The organism is Desulfotruncus alcoholivorax DSM 16058 (assembly GCF_000430885.1).
GTDB lineage: Bacteria > Bacillota > Desulfotomaculia > Desulfotomaculales > Desulfallaceae > Desulfotruncus > Desulfotruncus alcoholivorax.
Map to the genome: position 1 here is coordinate 47,846 of NZ_KE387267.1, position 17,573 is coordinate 65,418.

General features: G+C 47.6%; 14 protein-coding genes. 7 read left to right on the forward strand and 7 right to left on the reverse strand.

What is annotated here, in order from left to right; genetic code table 11:
- Positions 1–7 precede the first annotated feature (7 nt).
- Positions 8–202: a hypothetical protein gene (locus H569_RS0118305; RefSeq protein WP_027366158.1), complete on the forward strand. Its 195-nt coding sequence runs from the start codon at positions 8–10 to the stop codon at positions 200–202.
- Positions 203–234: 32 nt separating this feature from the next.
- Here H569_RS0118305 and H569_RS0118310 read toward each other — a convergent pair whose 3' ends face one another.
- The 3 genes from H569_RS0118310 to H569_RS0118325 form a co-directional block, all read right to left on the reverse strand.
- Entirely contained in the window at positions 235–1,377 is a 1,143-nt protein-coding gene (locus tag H569_RS0118310; protein ID WP_027366159.1) for an acyl-CoA dehydrogenase, read from the reverse strand.
- Positions 1,378–1,398: 21 nt separating this feature from the next.
- On the reverse strand, positions 1,399–2,580 hold the full coding sequence (locus H569_RS0118315) for an acetyl-CoA C-acetyltransferase (RefSeq protein WP_027366160.1): 1,182 nt from the start codon (positions 2,578–2,580) through the stop codon (positions 1,399–1,401).
- A gap of 464 nt (positions 2,581–3,044) precedes the next feature.
- Positions 3,045–3,257 carry a biotin/lipoyl-containing protein gene (locus H569_RS0118325; protein ID WP_027366161.1) on the reverse strand — a complete coding sequence of 71 codons (213 nt, stop codon included), beginning with the start codon at positions 3,255–3,257 and terminating at the stop codon, positions 3,045–3,047.
- Positions 3,258–3,819: 562 nt separating this feature from the next.
- On the opposite strand from H569_RS0118325, the gene tig reads away from it, so the two are divergent.
- From tig to clpX, 3 genes are all read left to right on the forward strand, one after another.
- Positions 3,820–5,136 (forward strand): trigger factor, encoded by a 1,317-nt coding sequence (tig, locus tag H569_RS0118330; protein WP_027366162.1) that lies wholly within the window; start codon positions 3,820–3,822, stop codon positions 5,134–5,136.
- A gap of 73 nt (positions 5,137–5,209) precedes the next feature.
- On the forward strand, positions 5,210–5,803 hold the full coding sequence (clpP, locus tag H569_RS0118335; protein WP_027366163.1) for an ATP-dependent Clp endopeptidase proteolytic subunit ClpP: 594 nt from the start codon (positions 5,210–5,212) through the stop codon (positions 5,801–5,803).
- Positions 5,804–5,817: 14 nt separating this feature from the next.
- Positions 5,818–7,068, forward strand: a complete 1,251-nt coding sequence (gene clpX / locus H569_RS0118340; protein ID WP_027366164.1) for an ATP-dependent Clp protease ATP-binding subunit ClpX — start codon at positions 5,818–5,820, stop codon at positions 7,066–7,068.
- Between the two features lie 53 nt (positions 7,069–7,121).
- On the opposite strand, the gene H569_RS0118345 is transcribed toward clpX, so the two are convergent.
- Together H569_RS0118345 and H569_RS21580 are read right to left on the reverse strand one after the other, a co-directional pair.
- On the reverse strand, positions 7,122–8,309 hold the full coding sequence (locus H569_RS0118345; protein WP_027366165.1) for a methyl-accepting chemotaxis protein: 1,188 nt from the start codon (positions 8,307–8,309) through the stop codon (positions 7,122–7,124).
- Between the two features lie 68 nt (positions 8,310–8,377).
- Entirely contained in the window at positions 8,378–10,054 is a 1,677-nt protein-coding gene (locus H569_RS21580) for a PAS domain S-box protein (protein WP_051273763.1), read from the reverse strand.
- 271 nt (positions 10,055–10,325) lie between these two features.
- On the opposite strand from H569_RS21580, the gene lonB reads away from it, so the two are divergent.
- The 3 genes from lonB to yihA all read left to right on the forward strand — a co-directional run bounded on the left by lonB (position 10,326) and on the right by yihA (position 15,429).
- Complete coding sequence (lonB, locus tag H569_RS21050; protein ID WP_169726487.1) at positions 10,326–12,041, forward strand: ATP-dependent protease LonB; 1,716 nt, start codon at positions 10,326–10,328, stop codon at positions 12,039–12,041.
- 387 nt (positions 12,042–12,428) lie between these two features.
- Positions 12,429–14,855 carry an endopeptidase La gene (gene lon / locus H569_RS0118360; RefSeq protein ID WP_027366166.1) on the forward strand — a complete coding sequence of 809 codons (2,427 nt, stop codon included), beginning with the start codon at positions 12,429–12,431 and terminating at the stop codon, positions 14,853–14,855.
- On the forward strand, positions 14,836–15,429 hold the full coding sequence (gene yihA / locus H569_RS0118365) for a ribosome biogenesis GTP-binding protein YihA/YsxC (RefSeq protein ID WP_027366167.1): 594 nt from the start codon (positions 14,836–14,838) through the stop codon (positions 15,427–15,429). The genes lon and yihA overlap by 20 nt, the downstream gene beginning before the upstream one ends.
- A 264-nt stretch (positions 15,430–15,693) precedes the next feature.
- On the opposite strand, the gene H569_RS0118375 is transcribed toward yihA, so the two are convergent.
- Positions 15,694–16,131 (reverse strand): Hsp20/alpha crystallin family protein, encoded by a 438-nt coding sequence (locus H569_RS0118375; RefSeq protein ID WP_027366169.1) that lies wholly within the window; start codon positions 16,129–16,131, stop codon positions 15,694–15,696.
- A gap of 229 nt (positions 16,132–16,360) precedes the next feature.
- Positions 16,361–17,455 carry an ABC transporter substrate-binding protein gene (locus H569_RS0118380; RefSeq protein ID WP_027366170.1) on the reverse strand — a complete coding sequence of 365 codons (1,095 nt, stop codon included), beginning with the start codon at positions 17,453–17,455 and terminating at the stop codon, positions 16,361–16,363.
- Positions 17,456–17,573 lie beyond the last annotated feature (118 nt).

The window sequence follows — 17,573 nt, forward strand, 5'->3', positions numbered from 1 at the left end:
AGGTAAAATGTATTACGCAGCAATTTTAATTATGGCGGGTCTGGTTTCCCTGCATATTGCCAGTTACGGGTGGTATGCTTTGAAAGAGGAAAAAAACCTGCGCGGGGCGCTGGGGGCCTTTTGCACCGCCGGGGTAACCTTTGCAGCCCCGCTGGCATTGATTATCTATTACGCTTATTATGCGGCTGATATAAACGGTTGAAAAGGAGGGGGATAAGCCCCCCCTTTTTTGGGCTATTGATTTAGTATATGCTTGGCTATAACAATTCTTTGGATTTGGTTGGTACCCTCATATATCTGGGTGATTTTGGCGTCCCTCATGTAGCGCTCCACGGGGTATTCCTTGCAGTAACCATAACCGCCCAGGATTTGTACCGCGTTGGTGGTAACTTCCATGGCGGTGTCGGTGGCGTACATTTTGGCCATTGAGGCCTCCTTGCTATAAGGCAGGCCCATATCGCGCATGCGTGCGGCCCGGTATACCAGCATCCGGGCGCAATCTATACGGGTGGCCATATCCGCCAGCATAAACTGGATTGCCTGGAAACTGGCAATGTACTTGCCGAACTGCACTCTTTCTTTGGCGTAGTCTTTGGCGACGTCGAAGGCCGCCTGGGCAATACCCAGTCCTTGGGCACCGATACCGATACGTCCTCCGTCCAGCAGGGCCATGGCAACTTTAAATCCTTCGCCTTCTCTTCCTAAAAGGTTTTCTTTGGGGACAACGGCGTTGTCAAAGATCAATTCGGTGGTTATATCGCCGTGCAGGCCCATTTTTTCTTCTGTTTTACCAATAGAAAATCCCGGCGTATTTTTTTCCACCAGCAAGCAGGTAATGCCCTTGTGTCCCTTGCTTTTGTCCGTGGTTACAAAAGTAACATACACACTGGCCTCCCCGCCGTTGGAGATAAATATCTTGTTGCCGTTGACAATGTAGTGGTCGCCTTCAAGCCTGGCGGTGGTGGAAAGATTGGCGGGATCGGAACCGGCGTTGGGCTCGGTAAGCGCGAAAGCGCCGATATATTCTCCGCCGGCCAGTTTAGGAATATACTTTTGCTTTTGCTCTTCGGTTCCAAAGTACAAAATGGGGAAGGTGCCAACCGAGGTATGAACCGCTAATATAACGCCGGTTGAGGCGCAGGCCCGTGAAATTTCCTCGATGGTGATGATGTAGGAGAGGAAGTCGCAGCCGGCCCCTCCGTATTCCTCGGGAATTGGCACGCCCATCAGACCCAGTTCGGCCATTTTTTCTATATTTTCCCGGGGAAATCTACGGGTCCGGTCAATTTCGGCGGCCCGGGGGGCAATTTCATTCTGGGCAAGTTTTCTTACCATATCGCGCATCATTTTTTGCTCATCAGTAAGTAAATAAGGCATTGCAGTCACTCCTTTCCTGTACTATTCAACCTTAACCATCACAGCATCACCCTGGGCGGCGCCGCTGCAAATTGCAGCCACGCCAATGCCGCCACCGCGCCTGCGGAGTTCATATACCAGGGTCATCAGAATGCGGGCACCGCTGGCCCCAATTGGATGTCCAAAGGCAATTGCGCCGCCGTTTACATTAACCCTGTCGGGGTTCCAACCTGCGATCTTACCGCTTACCAGTGCTACTGCAGCGAACGCTTCATTTACTTCCAGCAGGTCTACCTGGTCGATGGTCATATTTTTTTGTTTAAGCAGTTTATTAATTGATAGTCCGGGAACAGTGGCAATGTACTTGGCTTCCTGTGATACCGAAGCGTGCCCCAAAATGGTAGCCATGGGCTTTAAGCCCAGTTCCGCTGCTTTCTCATTGGACATAACCACCAGGGCTCCGGCACCGTCGTTAACGCCCGGGGCGTTGCCTGCCGTCACTGTATTATTAGGATCAAAGACGGGTGGCAGTTTACGCAATGCTTCAAGACTGGTATCGCGCCTGGGACCTTCGTCCGTGTCCACCACCTTGGGATCGCCTTTCTTCTGGGGAATGTTTACCGGCACAATTTCTTCTTTCAGCCGTCCGCTGTCGATAGCGGCAACTGCCAGTTGCTGGCTGCGCAGTGCCCATTCATCTTGCTCCTCCCGGCTAACCCCGTATTCTTTGGCGACTTCGCCGCCGTGAATAGCCATGTGCCGGTCGTAGAAGGAGCACCACAACCCGTCGTGCACCATCAAGTCGGTAAATTTAGTGTCAAACATGCGCAGGCCCCAGCGGGCGTCTTTAACAAAGTAGGGGGCATTGCTCATGCTTTCCATGCCGCCAGCTACAATTATGTCGGCATCTCCTGCCCGGATAATCTGGTCCCCGATGGTTACAGCGCGAAGGCCGGAGGCGCATACTTTATTGACAGTTTCGGAAGGGGTTTCCCAGGGCAGGCCTGCTTCGCGGGTTGCCTGGCGGGATGGAATCTGCCCGCAGCCGCCCTGGAGAACCTGGCCAAAAATAACATTGTCCACGTCGCTGCCTTCAAGGCCGGCTCTTTTTACCGCTTCGGCTATGGCAATGCCGCCAAGTTTGGTCGCTTTGACGGTCTTTAGCGCACCGCCCAGCTTGGCGAAGGGTGTTCTGGCGGCGCTTACGATAACAGTCTGACGCATTATTTTACTCCTTTCTAATGCTATATTATTGCATTATAAAATTTATCAAGCCGCTAGCGCGGCACCAGCAGATAAATGAACAAGTATGGCGGAGGGCCGGTGGTTCCCCGCAAGTGATGTGCGAAAGCGCCGGTAACAGCACCCGGCGAAGTCCCGTAAGCGAAACCGGGCGAGCGGGCGTGATGCCCGCGAGAGCCCGCCAGATAATTTATTTTAATATATTATGCAAAAACCGTACCAGTTTAGCTTTTAGAGCTTACATGCATTGATTTGTATTCATTTGGACAGCGCAAAGTTGTATTTTGTACTTAACGTAGACAGTGGCTATCCCGGGTGTAAACATAAAAGCCCCGGCAAATTCGGGGCAAAAGAGCATAGTTTGTTGTAAAAATTTAAAGGCCGCATTCCTCCGTTAATTTGGTGGAAATTGGCCACATATCCAACCTAATCAATCACACTATAAGCTATTCAAGGGTCATAATTACCGTGTCGGTATTAACAACATCGCCGGGGGACGCTTTAATTTCTTTCACTGCGCCTTCGGCGGGAGCATAAATTTTAACCATCATCTTCATGGCTTCGATGGTGGCAACGGGATCGTTAGCCTTAACCGCATCGCCTACTTTAACGTCGATAGATACCAGTTTCCCTACCATAGGTGATACAACATTAGTCATATGAGTAACCTCCTTATTTTGCTAAATTAATCGGCACGATTATAAACCGATTTATCCAGGCACATCTTGAAGTACTGCCGGCGCATGCGTCCGGAAGTTTAAAATTATTTCCCGGCTTGTCCCATAAATTATTTTTCCCTATTGATCGGGCAAATAATCTTAGCTTATGTGGCATAATTGCCGGTTTGAGTGTGACCCCTCCCCCCTTGCATCTATCTCTAGCTGTCTTTGGCTGTTCTAAAAAAATGTTTTTTTTGTATACCGTATGTACTAGAGAAAATTATTACATATTTCGAATGTTACGTCAATTCAAAAAACAAAAATCTTTTCTCTTTGAGATATTGCAGTCCCGGCCAAAGCGTGTTAAAATTAAATGTCAATTAGAGTTAACTGCCGGCGTAATAACACCGGCTATTTGTTTTTATGGTTTAATTTAGCAAACGTAAAAGGAAATGTTTAATCCGTTGTAGAATAGCATTGTAATTATTAAGGTTTTGGATAAAATATTACTGTGCGATGGAAAACATTACATATGACAACTTAAAAGGGGGAGCACATTATAATGAAGGCAACCGCGGAACGGTTGGAGAATAACCAAGTGAAGATTGATGTAGAGGTCGATGCGGAACAATTTTCTAAAGCCATGGATCAGGCATACCGCAAGCTTGTCAAAAAAGTTTCAATACCGGGCTTTCGCAAGGGAAAAACGCCGCGGGTGGTTTTTGAAAATTTCGTCGGCAAAGCAACCCTTTACAACGAAGCTGTTGAGATAGTTGTGCCCGACGCTTATATGGAAGCAGTCAAAACAACCGGGATAGAGCCGGTTTCCCAACCTCAGCTTGAACTGGTGCAGGTTGAGGAAGGTAAACCGGTTATTTTTAAAGCTACCGTTCGCGTTAAACCGGAGGTAAAGCTGGGCCAATACACCGGACTACAGGTAACCAAACCTGTTTCAGAAGTAACCGGTGAAGACATTGAGAACGAGTTGAAGAAGCTGCAGGAAAGACACGCTCGGCTGGCCAACCTGGAAGAAGGAACGGTTCAACAAGCCGACATTGCGGTAATAGATTTTGTGGGCCGCCAGGACGGAGTTGAATTTGAAGGAGGTTCAGCCACCGATTACTCGCTGGAAATTGGCTCCGGCTCTTTTGTACCGGGTTTCGAGGATCAACTGGTGGGTGCTGCAATTGGCGAAACCAGGGAGGTTACCGTAACTTTTCCCGAAGATTATCCTAATGAAGACTTAAAGGGACGGGAAGCGGTGTTTACTGTTACAGTTAAAGGTATCAAGCGTAAGGAAATAGCTGAGCTTGATGATGAATTTGCCAAAGACGTAAGCGAATTCGATACACTGGAGGAATTAAGGACTGATTTAGCGAATAAATTAAAGGAAGCGGCCGAAAAGAGGGCACAGCAGCAAATAAACAGTGAGGCTGTTAAGAAAGCAGTGGATAATGCGGAAGTAGATATACCGGATGAAATGATTGAAACCAGGCTGGAAGAAATGATCGAAAACATGGAAAGGCGGCTCATGCAGCAGGGAATGACCATGGAAAATTATTTTAAATATACTAATTCCAGCCTGGATGAATTAAAGAACAGCTTGCGTGATGATGCGGCAAGGGGAGTTAAAACCACCCTGGTGCTGGAATCCATAGCTAAACAAGAAAAAATAGAGGTCAGTGACGAGGACTTGGAAAACGAAATAATTAGAATGGCTAAAAATTACCAGCAGGATCCCAAGGTTTTACGTAAAATACTTGAAGGGCAAAACCAGCTGGAATATGTGAGAGACAGCCTGCAGCAGCAGAAAACTATTGAATTTATTGCAGGCAGGGCCGAGCTTGTTGAGGGAGCAAACCAGAAGGAAGCGGAATAAGTTATTCACGTAGGTGTTATTGATAGTGATAATCTTTTAACCATGATTTTATAATTGTTAGGAGGAGATCCGTGTGTCTTATCTTGTTCCCATTGTTGTTGAACAAACAAACCGGGGAGAAAGATCATACGATATATATTCCAGATTATTAAAGGACAGAATTGTTTTTATTGGTGGCGCTATCGATGATAACGTGGCCAATCTTGTTATAGCGCAGCTTTTATTTTTAGAAGCCGAAGATCCGGAAAAAGATATCAACATTTATATTAATTCCCCCGGTGGCGTTGTTACTGCAGGTATGGCAATATATGATACCATGCAGTATGTAAAACCGGACGTTTCCACTATCTGCCTGGGGCAAGCGGCCAGCATGGGGGCGTTCCTGCTGGCGGCAGGTGCTCCTGGCAAGAGATTTGCATTACCTTATGCCAGGATTATGATCCACCAACCAGCCGGTGGCGCTCAGGGGCAGGCTACGGATATAGAAATTCATGCCAGAGAAATTTTGCGAACGAAAGACATTATTAATGAACTTTTGGCTAAGCATACCGGACAGCCCAAAGAAACCATCGCCCGGGATACAGAACGTGATTTCTATATGTCGGCTGGAGAGGCCAAGGATTACGGCATCATTGACAAGGTGTTTGTACGGGCGAAGCAAAGCTAAAAGAGGTGTAAATTATGTTTAATGAAAAAGGTCAGCTGAAGTGCTCCTTTTGCGGCAAACTCCAAGACCAGGTTAAAAAGTTAGTGGCCGGGCCGGGTGTGTATATTTGTGACGAATGTATTGAACTGTGTAATGAAATTATCGAAGAAGAACTAAATGAAGATATTGGTCTGGACCTTGGTGACGTTCCCAAGCCCAAGGAAATAAAGGCGATCCTGGACCAATACGTTATTGGCCAGGAGAGCGCCAAAAAAGCATTGGCCGTGGCTGTTTACAACCATTACAAAAGAATAAACTTGGGCGGTAAAATTGATGATGTAGAACTGCAAAAGAGCAATATTGTCATGCTGGGTCCTACCGGCAGCGGTAAAACACTGCTGGCCCAGACGCTGGCCAGGCTTCTTAATGTGCCCTTCGCCATTGCTGATGCCACCTCGCTCACTGAAGCCGGTTATGTGGGTGAAGACGTGGAGAACATTTTGCTGAAACTGATTCAGGCTGCTGATTACGATGTGGAAAAAGCCGAAAAAGGTATTGTCTATATTGATGAGATCGACAAAATTGCCCGCAAGTCTGAAAACCCCTCCATTACCAGGGATGTTTCGGGTGAGGGCGTTCAACAGGCTTTATTGAAAATTTTAGAGGGGACTGTAGCCAGTGTACCGCCCCAGGGTGGCCGCAAGCACCCGCACCAGGAATTCATCCAGCTCGATACAACAAATATACTGTTTATTTGCGGTGGGGCCTTTGACGGTATTGAGAAAATTATTCAGAACCGGATTGGGCAGAAAGTCATGGGCTTCGGGGCTGAAATTAAACCCAAGCAAGAGCAGCGCATAGGTGAAATTTTGGCCCAGATACTGCCGGAAGATCTTTTGAAGTTTGGTTTAATTCCGGAATTTGTTGGCCGTCTGCCAATCATTGTTACCCTGGATGCTCTGGATGAGGATGCGCTGGTTCGCATTTTAACCGAGCCCAGGAACGCGCTGGTCAAGCAGTACGAAAAGCTGTTTGATTTGGACGGGGTCAACCTGGAATTCCAGCATGACGGTCTGGTCACCATTGCCCAGGAAGCTTTAAGGCGCAAGACAGGAGCCCGTGGCCTGCGTTCCATCCTGGAAGATATTATGCTTGATATTATGTACGATATCCCGTCCCGCGAGGATATTGCCAAGTGTGTGATTACCAAAGACACCATTTTGAAAAAGGAAAAACCGGTGCTCATAACCATGGAACGCAAAAAGAAAAAGGAAGAATCGGCGTAACCGTAAAATATAAGGCCACCCGTTAGGGTGGCCTTATATTTTACGGTTTTATGCTATTTGTCAAATTCATGGTATAAGTCGATAAATGCTTTTAAAATCAACGCGGATGCCTGCATTAAATCTTGAACATTCGCGGCAGTGCAGGAACCGGCCAGTTCCTTGGCCGCCTGGTGCACCCTGCGGTGCGGTTCGTCTACATCCTGGTAGGCTTTTAAATGACCGAACTTTTCACGGTTGGCGTTGTACCACTTGCCGAAGGCGCATTCGTCGTGTCCCGTTACACTGGAGCCTTTTCCCGCCTCGGCCATGGTTTTTTTCAAAAAGTTGGCGTGGTCGACCAGCCTGGCGGATAGGGCTGCTATCACGGAATCATTACCGGAAGTGGTCAGGCATGGTTCAATAATTTGGTTTAAATAGCCTGATTCATCCCTAAACAGTTCGCTGATATATTTACAGTTTTGTGACAATGCTTCGGATGCCCTGGCAAGGTTATCGGCAATGCCGCTTTGCTGCTGCATGGCGTTGGTAATGTTTTCAATTGTGGCGGCGCATTCTTCAATTTGATTTGTACTTTCACGAATGATATTACCCACTAAATTGGTGTTATGAATATATTGGTGGAAATTTTGGTCTACACTGGTGACATTATCAACTGTCACTGTAGATTTAAAGTTCATTTGTTCAGAAATCTGTTTGACATTCGTTACTGCGTCTTTGGTTTGACCGGCCAGCTTGCGCACTTCTTCAGCAACGACATTAAACCCCCGGCCGGCGTCGCCTGCCCTGGCCGCCTCAATTGCCGCGTTTAAGGCCAGTAAATTGGTTTGATCGGCAATGTTGGACACATTTTGACTGATGGTGTCGATATGCTTAATTTGGTCGCTTAACTCTCCTGCGTTTTCAGTCATGTTTTGCAGGATGGACAGTGATTTTTGCCCCATTACGGCCAGGTCATTAATCTTGGTTACACTTTCCTGCGCCCCGGCTGCAACCTGTTGCATGGAAGCATTAATTTGTTCAACAGAAGCCGATACTTCCTGGGTCATGGCGGCCATCTCCTGGCTGGAGGAGGTGAGCTCCAAGGCGGTTTGTGCTATTTCCCGCACTTTGAGTATGGCCAGAAAGGTGATTAAATCAGTATGGACCAGGGAAAACCCGGCAACTGCCGCGATAAAATCAGCCCTGTCCATTCCTTTGCCGCCGCTATTCCGGCTGGTTTCAGCGGTTTTCGTGAAAAACATTCAGCATACCCCCTGGTAAATTTCAAAATTTGATGAGCCGGGCCCGCATTGCAGAACCCGACCTGTTACTATTGGCAGGGCAAGTTTTTCTTGCGAGCTTTTTCACGGTACATATTGTCATCGGCCCTTTTATACAGGTTTGGCATATTATCGCTGGTGTGGGCGGTAGCCCAGCCGAGAGATATGCTCAGCGGCAGCTCCGGGGTTGCCAGGTTAAACTGTTCCACGGCACCTGCTATCCGCTTGCAGGCAGCCTCTGCAGCAGTTTCATCTGTATTGGGCAGGATTACCACGAATTCATCGCCGCCCACGCGGGCCACCACATCGGAGGAACGGAGCGAATTTTTCAGTGCCCTGGCGGCTGCTATCAGCAATTCGTCTCCTTTTTTGTGGCCCATGGTGTCGTTGACTTTTTTAAGACCATCGACGTCGGCGCTGATGAATGATACCGGAAACTGGCGCCCCTTTTCCAGGCGGAGTATTTCTTCTTCAAAATATGTACGGTTATACAAGCCGGTTAGGGAATCATGCAAGCTCAGGTAGCGCAGCCGCTCCTCCGCCCGCTTGCGGTCAGTGATATCCCGGGCGATGCCCCTGAAGCCGGTTATATTGCCGGCCGTGTCTTTAATAGGGGAAATTGATACTTCGAGGTTTCTTTTTTCTCCGTCCGGTCTAATGATCTCCCAGGTAAAACCCCGCTCGGGCATGCCGGTATTGTAAACTTTATTAAAAGCCGCAAAAGCTATTTGGGCATTTTCTTCGTCCACTCCATGCCGGTAGCTTTTCCCGATAAGGTCACTTTTGTTAAATCCTGTAACTCTCTCCACCGAATTATTTAACAAAATGTAGCGGCCTTTTAAATCAACCTCGTAAAAGACGTCCTCAAGATCGTCCAGCAGTTGCCTGTACTTTTCTTCGGATTCCCTGAGCGCCCGTTCTATGTTTTTGCGCTCCGTGATGTCAATCATGGAACCAATACTCTGTCCGGTACCCGGAATTAAGCCAATGGTATAATAAACGTCAATTATTTTTCCGCTGGTGTTAATTAGTTTAAATTCGTAATGATCGGGAGCAACGCCGCCTTCCCTTCTCCGTTCCAGGTGGTAATGCTTCATTCTTTCCAAATCTTCGGGGTGCACAAATTCGTCCCAGGTTCTTTTATTTTCCAGCTCTTCTCTGGCATAGCCGGTCATCTTTTCAACTTCATGGTTGGCCATTAGGATGGTTTTATCTTCATCAATTACCAACATCGCCGTTCCGGTATATTCAAACATGGCCCGGTACATGGCCTCGGAACGGCGCAAAGATTCCTCAAGCTTTTGCCGCCGCTCGAGCTCTTTTTTTAATTCCCCGGAAGTTTTTGCGCTTAACGTTTCAACCTGGCGAAGCCGGGTGATGTCCTTCATTAACACAGTGCTGCCGACAATTTCGCCGTCATCGTAAAGGGGAGAAGCGGAAACTTGGACGTAAAGGGTTTCCCCGCCTGCGGTTTGTAGAGACTTGTCAAAATAGCGAGGTTCGGTAATTTCCCCGAATAACAATTTGTTTACGGGGCAAATTGAAGCGCAATTGTCCTGGAGCCCCTGTCCAAAAATTTCATGGCACTTTTTGTTCACAATTGAGTTAACGCACCAGCCGGTGCATTGCTCGACAGCTTTATTGGCATACAGTAAAGTAAAATTGTTGTCAATAATGTAAATAGGCTCTACTATGCTGTCAAAAACAGAAAAACTTAGAGCGGTCATTGCTTACCCCCCAATAAGTATAACATTTTAATATTAAACATATTACGTAATTTTCCTTCATTTGTGCCCGAACTTTCAAATTTATCTGACAAGCATCATACCGGATAAAATATACAATTTCTAGCAATAATATATAGTAATAATAGTAACTACTCAGGAGTCAGGAATCAGAATGAGAAAACGGTTTATCGTCACGAAATATTATGAATTCCGACTGCTGAATTATGACTACCTTAATAGTAACCAATAATATTTTTACTGGAGGACCATAATGGAACTGTCAGGTGGAATTGCGAGTTTCATAACATTTATCCAGGTTTTCTTCGCTGTTATTATCGGATTGTACTTTTGGAATTTGCTTAAAGCCCAGCAGGGCAATAAGTCGGCGGTGGACCGGGAGTCACGCAAGGAATTGGAAAAACTGCAGGGATTGCGGCAGGTCTCTTTGACCGAGCCCTTGGCGGAAAAAACCAGACCCCATACCTTTGAAGAAATCATCGGGCAGGCGGAAGGACTGAAATCCCTGCGGGCGGCACTTTGCGGGCCCAACCCGCAGCACGTTATTGTGTACGGCCCGCCGGGGGTTGGGAAAACAGCCGCGGCACGGTTGGTGCTGGAAGAAGCCAGGAAGAACCCCGCCTCACCTTTTAAGGAAAAAGCGCGGTTTGTTGAAATTGATGCCACCACCGCCCGGTTTGACGAGCGGGGGATCGCCGATCCTCTGATTGGCTCTGTGCACGATCCGATATACCAGGGCGCAGGCCCCATGGGCATGGCGGGCATCCCCCAGCCCAAGTCCGGCGCTGTTACCAAGGCTCACGGCGGTATTCTCTTTATTGACGAAATCGGTGAACTGCATCCGATTCAAATGAATAAGCTGCTGAAGGTTATGGAGGATCGCAAGGTGCTGCTTGAAAGCGCCTATTACAGCTCGGAGGATGCTAACATACCCAGTCATATTCATGATATCTTTCAAAACGGGCTGCCTGCCGATTTTCGCCTGGTGGGCGCGACAACCAGAATGCCGGAAGATATTCCCCCGGCCATTAGGTCGCGCTGTTTGGAAATTTTTTTCCGGCAGCTGACGCCGGATGAGATAGAGCAAGTAGCGGTTAATGCAGCAAAAAAAATTGAATTCCCTTTGGAGCCGGAAGCGCTGGGAATTGTCAAAAAATATGCCGTCAACGGGCGCGAGGCGGTGAATATCATTCAGTTGGCGGCCGGCATTGTGATAACGGATGGCCGGAGTGAGATCAGGGCATCCGATGTTGAATGGGTGGTGAACAGCGGGCAATATGTTCCCCGGCCGGAAAAAAAGATCCCTTTAAAGCCCCAGGTGGGTTTGGTCAATGGCCTTGCAGTTTACGGGCCCAATATGGGCATGCTGCTGGAAATTGAAGTTGGTGCCATACCGGCCCCCAGAGGCCAGGGTAAAGTGGTGGTTACAGGGGTAGTGGATGAAGAGGAATTGGGGGGCCGCGGGAAAACCATTCGCCGCAAAAGTATGGCCCGGGGATCGGTCGAAAACGTGCTGACAGTGCTCAGACGTACCATGGATGTTGACCCGCGCGATTACGACCTGCACGTTAATTTTCCGGGCGGCGCCCCGGTGGACGGCCCCTCTGCAGGTGTAGCCGTTGCCACCGCGGTTTATTCGGCCATAACCGGTATTCCCGTCGATAATACGGTGGCGATGACCGGTGAAGTATCGATCCGTGGTTTGATCATGCCTGTGGGCGGCGTGGTGGCCAAAGTGGAGGCGGCCAAGCATGCCGGGGCACAAAAAGTTTACATTCCGTCGGACAACTACCAGGAAATTTTTAAGGATATGTCCGGTATCCGGGTAATTCCCTCGGATAGCCTGGCAGAGGTCATCAGGGGGGCGCTGTTGGCCGCCCCGGAAAAGAAACCGATGCCGGCCGATCAACGGGAGCCCGTTGGGCCGGGGGTTTTTGTTTCGGCGACAGGGGCACCGGCTGACATCTAATCAGAACTTTATGCATTGCGGAGTGGAACGCAGCGCCTTTGTTATTACGAGCGCAGCTCATTTGTCATTACGTATTTTTTTTTGTCAGGCGTACACAGCACTTTTGCATCGTGGTGTGTGCAACGAGTGATAATTGCTAGCGGATCAATCTTGATGAATACTTTGGCTAGATGAAAACCAGGTTCGGAAAAAACGGAAAAAGAGAGTTGAAACTACAAAAAACACGGGTTTTGCCTGTATTTCTCTGGATGCTCACATTTAACCGGTTTCCTTGTGGCTTGGGACTTATTGCTATGGTAGCACCCGTTGTGTTATGTTACAATAAACTAGTATCTGCACATGCAAGTGTTATAGCAATGGTTAAAACTTTCAACAAGGAGGTGCTTTATGAATCCGGTTCAAACACGGGTTTTACCTCTGTTGCCGTTAAGAGGTATTTTGGTTTTTCCCTATATGGTAATCCACCTTGATGTAGGCAGGGAAAAATCGGTTCAAGCTATAGAGGAAGCCATGATCAACGAAAGGGCAATCTTTTTGGCTACCCAAAAAGAAGCACAGACTGATGATCCTGGCGAGGAAGATATCTATAATGTCGGTACCGTGGCGGAAGTCAAGCAGTTGCTCAAGCTGCCCGGAGGAACCATCCGGGTGCTGGTTGAAGGCATCGCCAGGGCCGAGATTAAAGAATACGTCAGCAAAGAACCGTACTTTAAGGTTGAGATCAACCAGTATTCCGAGGAATTCGCCAAGAATCCCCAGATTGTGGCATTGATGCGTAATCTGGTTACACAGTTTGAGCAATATGTTAAGCTGAGCAAGAAAATTCCTCCCGAAACTGTTGTTACAGTTGTTAATTTAGAGGAGCCGGGCCGGCTGACGGATATCGTAGCTTCACACCTGACCCTGCGCATTGAGGATAAACAAGAAATCCTTGAAGCAATTGATATTGTTAAACGCCTGGAAAAACTCTGCGCTATTGTGGCCAGGGAACTTGAAATTGTGGAGCTGGAACGCAAGATTAATGTCCGTGTCCGCAAACAGATGGAAAAAACCCAAAAAGAATATTACCTGCGCGAGCAAATCAAGGCAATCCAGCGTGAATTGGGCGAAAAAGACGACCGCATGGCCGAGGGCGAGGAATTAAGAGAAAAAATAGCCAAAGCAAAACTGCCTAAAGAAGTTGAGGAAAAGGCATTAAAAGAGCTGGAACGGCTTGAAAAAATGCCCCCCATGGCCGCCGAGGCCGCTGTGGTCAGGAATTATTTGGACTGGCTGCTTGCTTTGCCGTGGTCCAAAGGCACCAGGGATCGTCTGGATATCAATGTGGCCGAAGCCATTCTGGATGAAGACCACTACGGGCTTAAAATAGTAAAGGAGCGCATTCTGGAATACCTTGCTATTCGCAAGCTGGCCAAGAAAATGAAGGGTCCCATACTTTGCTTTGTTGGGCCTCCCGGTGTCGGTAAAACATCGCTGGGCCGTTCTATCGCCCGCGCCCTGGAGCGCAAATTCGTCCGCATTTCCCTGGGAGGTGTGCGTGATGAGGCAGAAATCAGGGGACACCGGCGCACTTACGTTGGAGCCTTGCCCGGCAGGATTATCCAGGGCATGAAGACCGCCGGTTCTAAAAACCCGGTTTTCCTGTTGGATGAAATTGATAAAATGAGTATGGATTTCCGCGGCGACCCGTCTTCTGCTTTACTGGAGGTATTGGATCCCGAACAAAACAATACATTCAGTGATCATTTTATTGAGGCCCCGTATGATTTGAGCAATGTCATGTTTATTACCACCGCCAACGTGCAGCATAACATCCCCAGGCCGCTGCAGGACAGGATGGAAATTATCCATATCTCAGGTTATACGGAAGTTGAAAAAATTCAAATTGCATTGCGGCACTTGCTTCCTAAACAGATTAAAGAGCATGGCCTAAATGATAGCATGGTGCAGATATCAGAGAATACCATTAAGAGGGTAATCAGGGAATACACCAGAGAAAGCGGTGTCCGTAACCTGGAACGCAATATTGCCTCACTGTGCCGCAAGGCGGCCAAGCATATCGTTTCCGGTAAAGCTGATAAGGTTAAGATAACCGCACAAAACTTAGAACAGTATCTAGGTAAACCAAGGTTCCGCTACGGCATGGCCGAACTGGAAGACCAGGTCGGCGTGGCAACAGGTTTGGCCTGGACTGAAGTGGGCGGCGATACGCTGGCCATTGAAGTTACTATATACAAAGGCAATGGAAAGCTTACATTAACCGGTAAGCTCGGTGAAGTAATGAAAGAATCAGCTCAGGCCGGTTATAGTTACGTGAGAAGCAGGGCTGCCCAACTTGGCATTAAGGAAGAAATGTTCGAAAAATTTGATATCCACGTCCATGTTCCCGAAGGTGCGATTCCCAAGGATGGCCCATCCGCCGGGATTACCCTGGCCATAGCTCTGGCTTCAGCTTTAACCAACCGTGAGATCAGGCACGATGTGGCTATGACCGGTGAAATAACCTTGCGGGGACGGGTGCTGCCTATCGGCGGCCTAAAGGAAAAAATTCTGGCGGCTCACCGTGCCGGGATTAAGACTGTAATCTTTCCGGTTGATAATAAAAAGGACCTTGAAGAGATTCCGAATAACGTGAAAAAACAACTGGAACTAATACCGGTAGAACATATGGACGAAGTGCTCAAGATTGCCTTGCGGGAGTCAAAGTTTTCGCCCGAGCCGGCAATAATTGACCCGCCGCCGGAGGTCTCTTACGGGTCTGTGATGGAAACGGATAGGGGAACTGAGTTACCCAATGAAAATAACTACAGCTGATTTCGAAACAAGTGCAGTAAAATTAGAGCAATGTCCGGCCGGGGACTACCCTGAGGTGGCCCTGGCCGGTCGTTCCAATGTCGGAAAATCCAGCCTTTTAAACTCTTTGGTTAACCGCAAGCGTTTGGCCAGGACCAGTAATACGCCGGGCCGTACCCAACTGATTAATTTTTTCCTGATTAATGGCAGCTTTTATCTGGTTGATCTGCCAGGCTATGGGTTTGCAAAGGTGCCGGCCCGGGTCAAGGCCGAATGGGGCCAAATGGTTGAAGGCTACCTTTCCCAAAGAAAACAACTGCGCGGCGTTTTGCAATTAGTAGACGTCAGGCATGCTCCAACTGCTGATGACCTGCAAATGTATAACTGGCTGAAGTACTATGGTATTCCTACTGCCGTTGTGGCCACCAAGGCCGATAAAATTAGCAGGGGGCGCAGTGTGCAAAACCTTGCCGTAATCAGGAAAACCATATCTATCCGTGAGGAGGACCCGTTACTTCTTTTTTCCGCTGTTACGGGGCATGGAAAAGACGAGGTCTGGAAGGTAATTGGGGAATGGGTGCATATTGGAAGTTAGAGGTTGGAGGTTAGAAGCATTGTTGTTGTCATTCCGAGGAGCGAAGCGAAGTTGCAACCCCGGACCCCAAAGCTACAACCCCAAAGTAACATCGAGCACAAGATAGGGGCGGACAGGGTCGTCCCGGGCGGACAGGGTCGTCCCGGGCGGACAGGGTCGTCCGCCCCTACGATACTTTGGCAACCCTTTTTCATCCTGCTGGTAGAGCGCTAGAGGCATAGTGATCTGCTCTATTTAACTTGCAACTTCAAACTTCTGATTTTATCAGTGCCATTCAACATCAATAGCTTTATGCTGCCCGGGGGTTTCCTTGGGCATTTTTATTTCCAACACCCCGTTGCGGTAGCTTGCCTTTACGCCCTCGGGGCGTACTTTTGTAGGCAGGGTTATGCTCCGCTGAAACCTTCCGTAGAAACGCTCGGTGCGGTGGACTTTGTTTTCGTCTTTGATTTCATTGGTCCGGTTAATTATACCCGAGACAGCCAGGACGTTATCATGAATATTGATATTGATATCGTCTTTTTTTTCAACGCCTGGTATCTCACACAGGGCTACAACATCATTTTCGGTCTCGTAAACATCGATCCTTGGGCCACCGCTAAACTCTTCTCTGAAGCCGGTAAATATGGGAGAGAAGAACCTGTCCATTTCTCGCCTCATTAAATCTACAGCATGAAAAGGATCGTATGGAACCAGTGCCATAATTAATCATCTCCTTTTTTTCAATTTTCAATATGTTATTATCTCCAGCACAAAAATAAATATTTTATGATATGGTGAAAGAAAAAAGTAAAACAAATCGTCACAGGAACAGTGGATCGTAGCATTTTTGCCATTGCGAGCGCAGCGAAGCAATCTCAAAGTAAATTATTGGGGGACATTCCTCCGCCCCTAAAAAAACCAACCATAAAAAGAGGTGTGTTCCTTTCTATTAGTTAAGATCTAAAAAATTCTTTTGATTCTTCTTATTAACCAATTTCAACCAATTTTGCTCTTTTTCCTCTTTGGGAATATATTTAACCGTTTCTTTGGCGCCAAGCGAAAATCTATTGTCCACCGCTGCGGAGAATGTTGCAGTTGCCGGTAGCAGACCTGCAGTGTCTAACATTTTTTGTAACTCTTGAAAAAGGCTCTTTTCGAATACAGGATCTGGCTGCCACATTTTTATTTGGATATATTTTTTTAATACTTTACTGCGAACTTTTTTATCTATAGTTTTCAAATGGCTGTCTGCGGATCTGGTACATAATTCAGGTTCATGTTCCATCCAGAGCTGGGCTTTATAAACTGCGTTAACGAAGCCTTGAATCGCCCCTGGTTTTTGCTTTAGAATTTGGGGCCAAGCAGCGCACAGCACGGAGGGGTATCTCCCGATTTCCTCGCCTACAGATGCGGCGACGTACCCTGTGCCGTTTGCTTCGGCCATATATGCTTCAGGGCCTTTGAGCTGAATGTAAGATCCGCTGCCGGCTTTGAAGGCTCCAAGCCGCAAATCCAGCGGGATTCGGTTGTACAAGCTGAGGTCATGCATTGGCTGAAGTTCCTTTTGGCGCAGAATTTTTTCCAGCGCAAATCCCGAGCTGGTTTCCGGCGGAAAGGAAATTAAATTAAGGTCTTTGAGCTTACCCCAGGCAAAGGGCTCTTTTTTTCTGCCAAGCAAGAATGTGTCGTCTCTGGCGGCAATAACTGCAATTATTTTAGGCGCCGCCGGATTTAACGATTGCCGGTAAATATGTTCAACCGGATCGGTGAGGATCAAATCGGCGACACTTTTAGCGAATGGATCCGTGGCTGGTTGGTCCTTCCGGGAAATTATTTCTAATTTGATGCCTGCTTTAGTAAAGAAACCCTGGTCCATAGCAACATATATGGGAAGGTGCTGCAATGATTTTTCATTTTCCCAAACTTTAAGTACTGTAAGCTCTTTTCTATTCCAGCTCATTATTTTGCTAAAGGTGAAAGCGCCGCTGCCCAGCAGAACTACGGTTATAATAAGTAAAATTATTTGCCTTTTTCGGTTAAACATTTAATCACTCCTTGATAGACAAGGTTAAACTATATTATAGCTATTCACCTGTATAGAATTAATGACTTTAAATATAATAATAAACCAGTCTCAATAACCATATTATCTGCTGGGTACC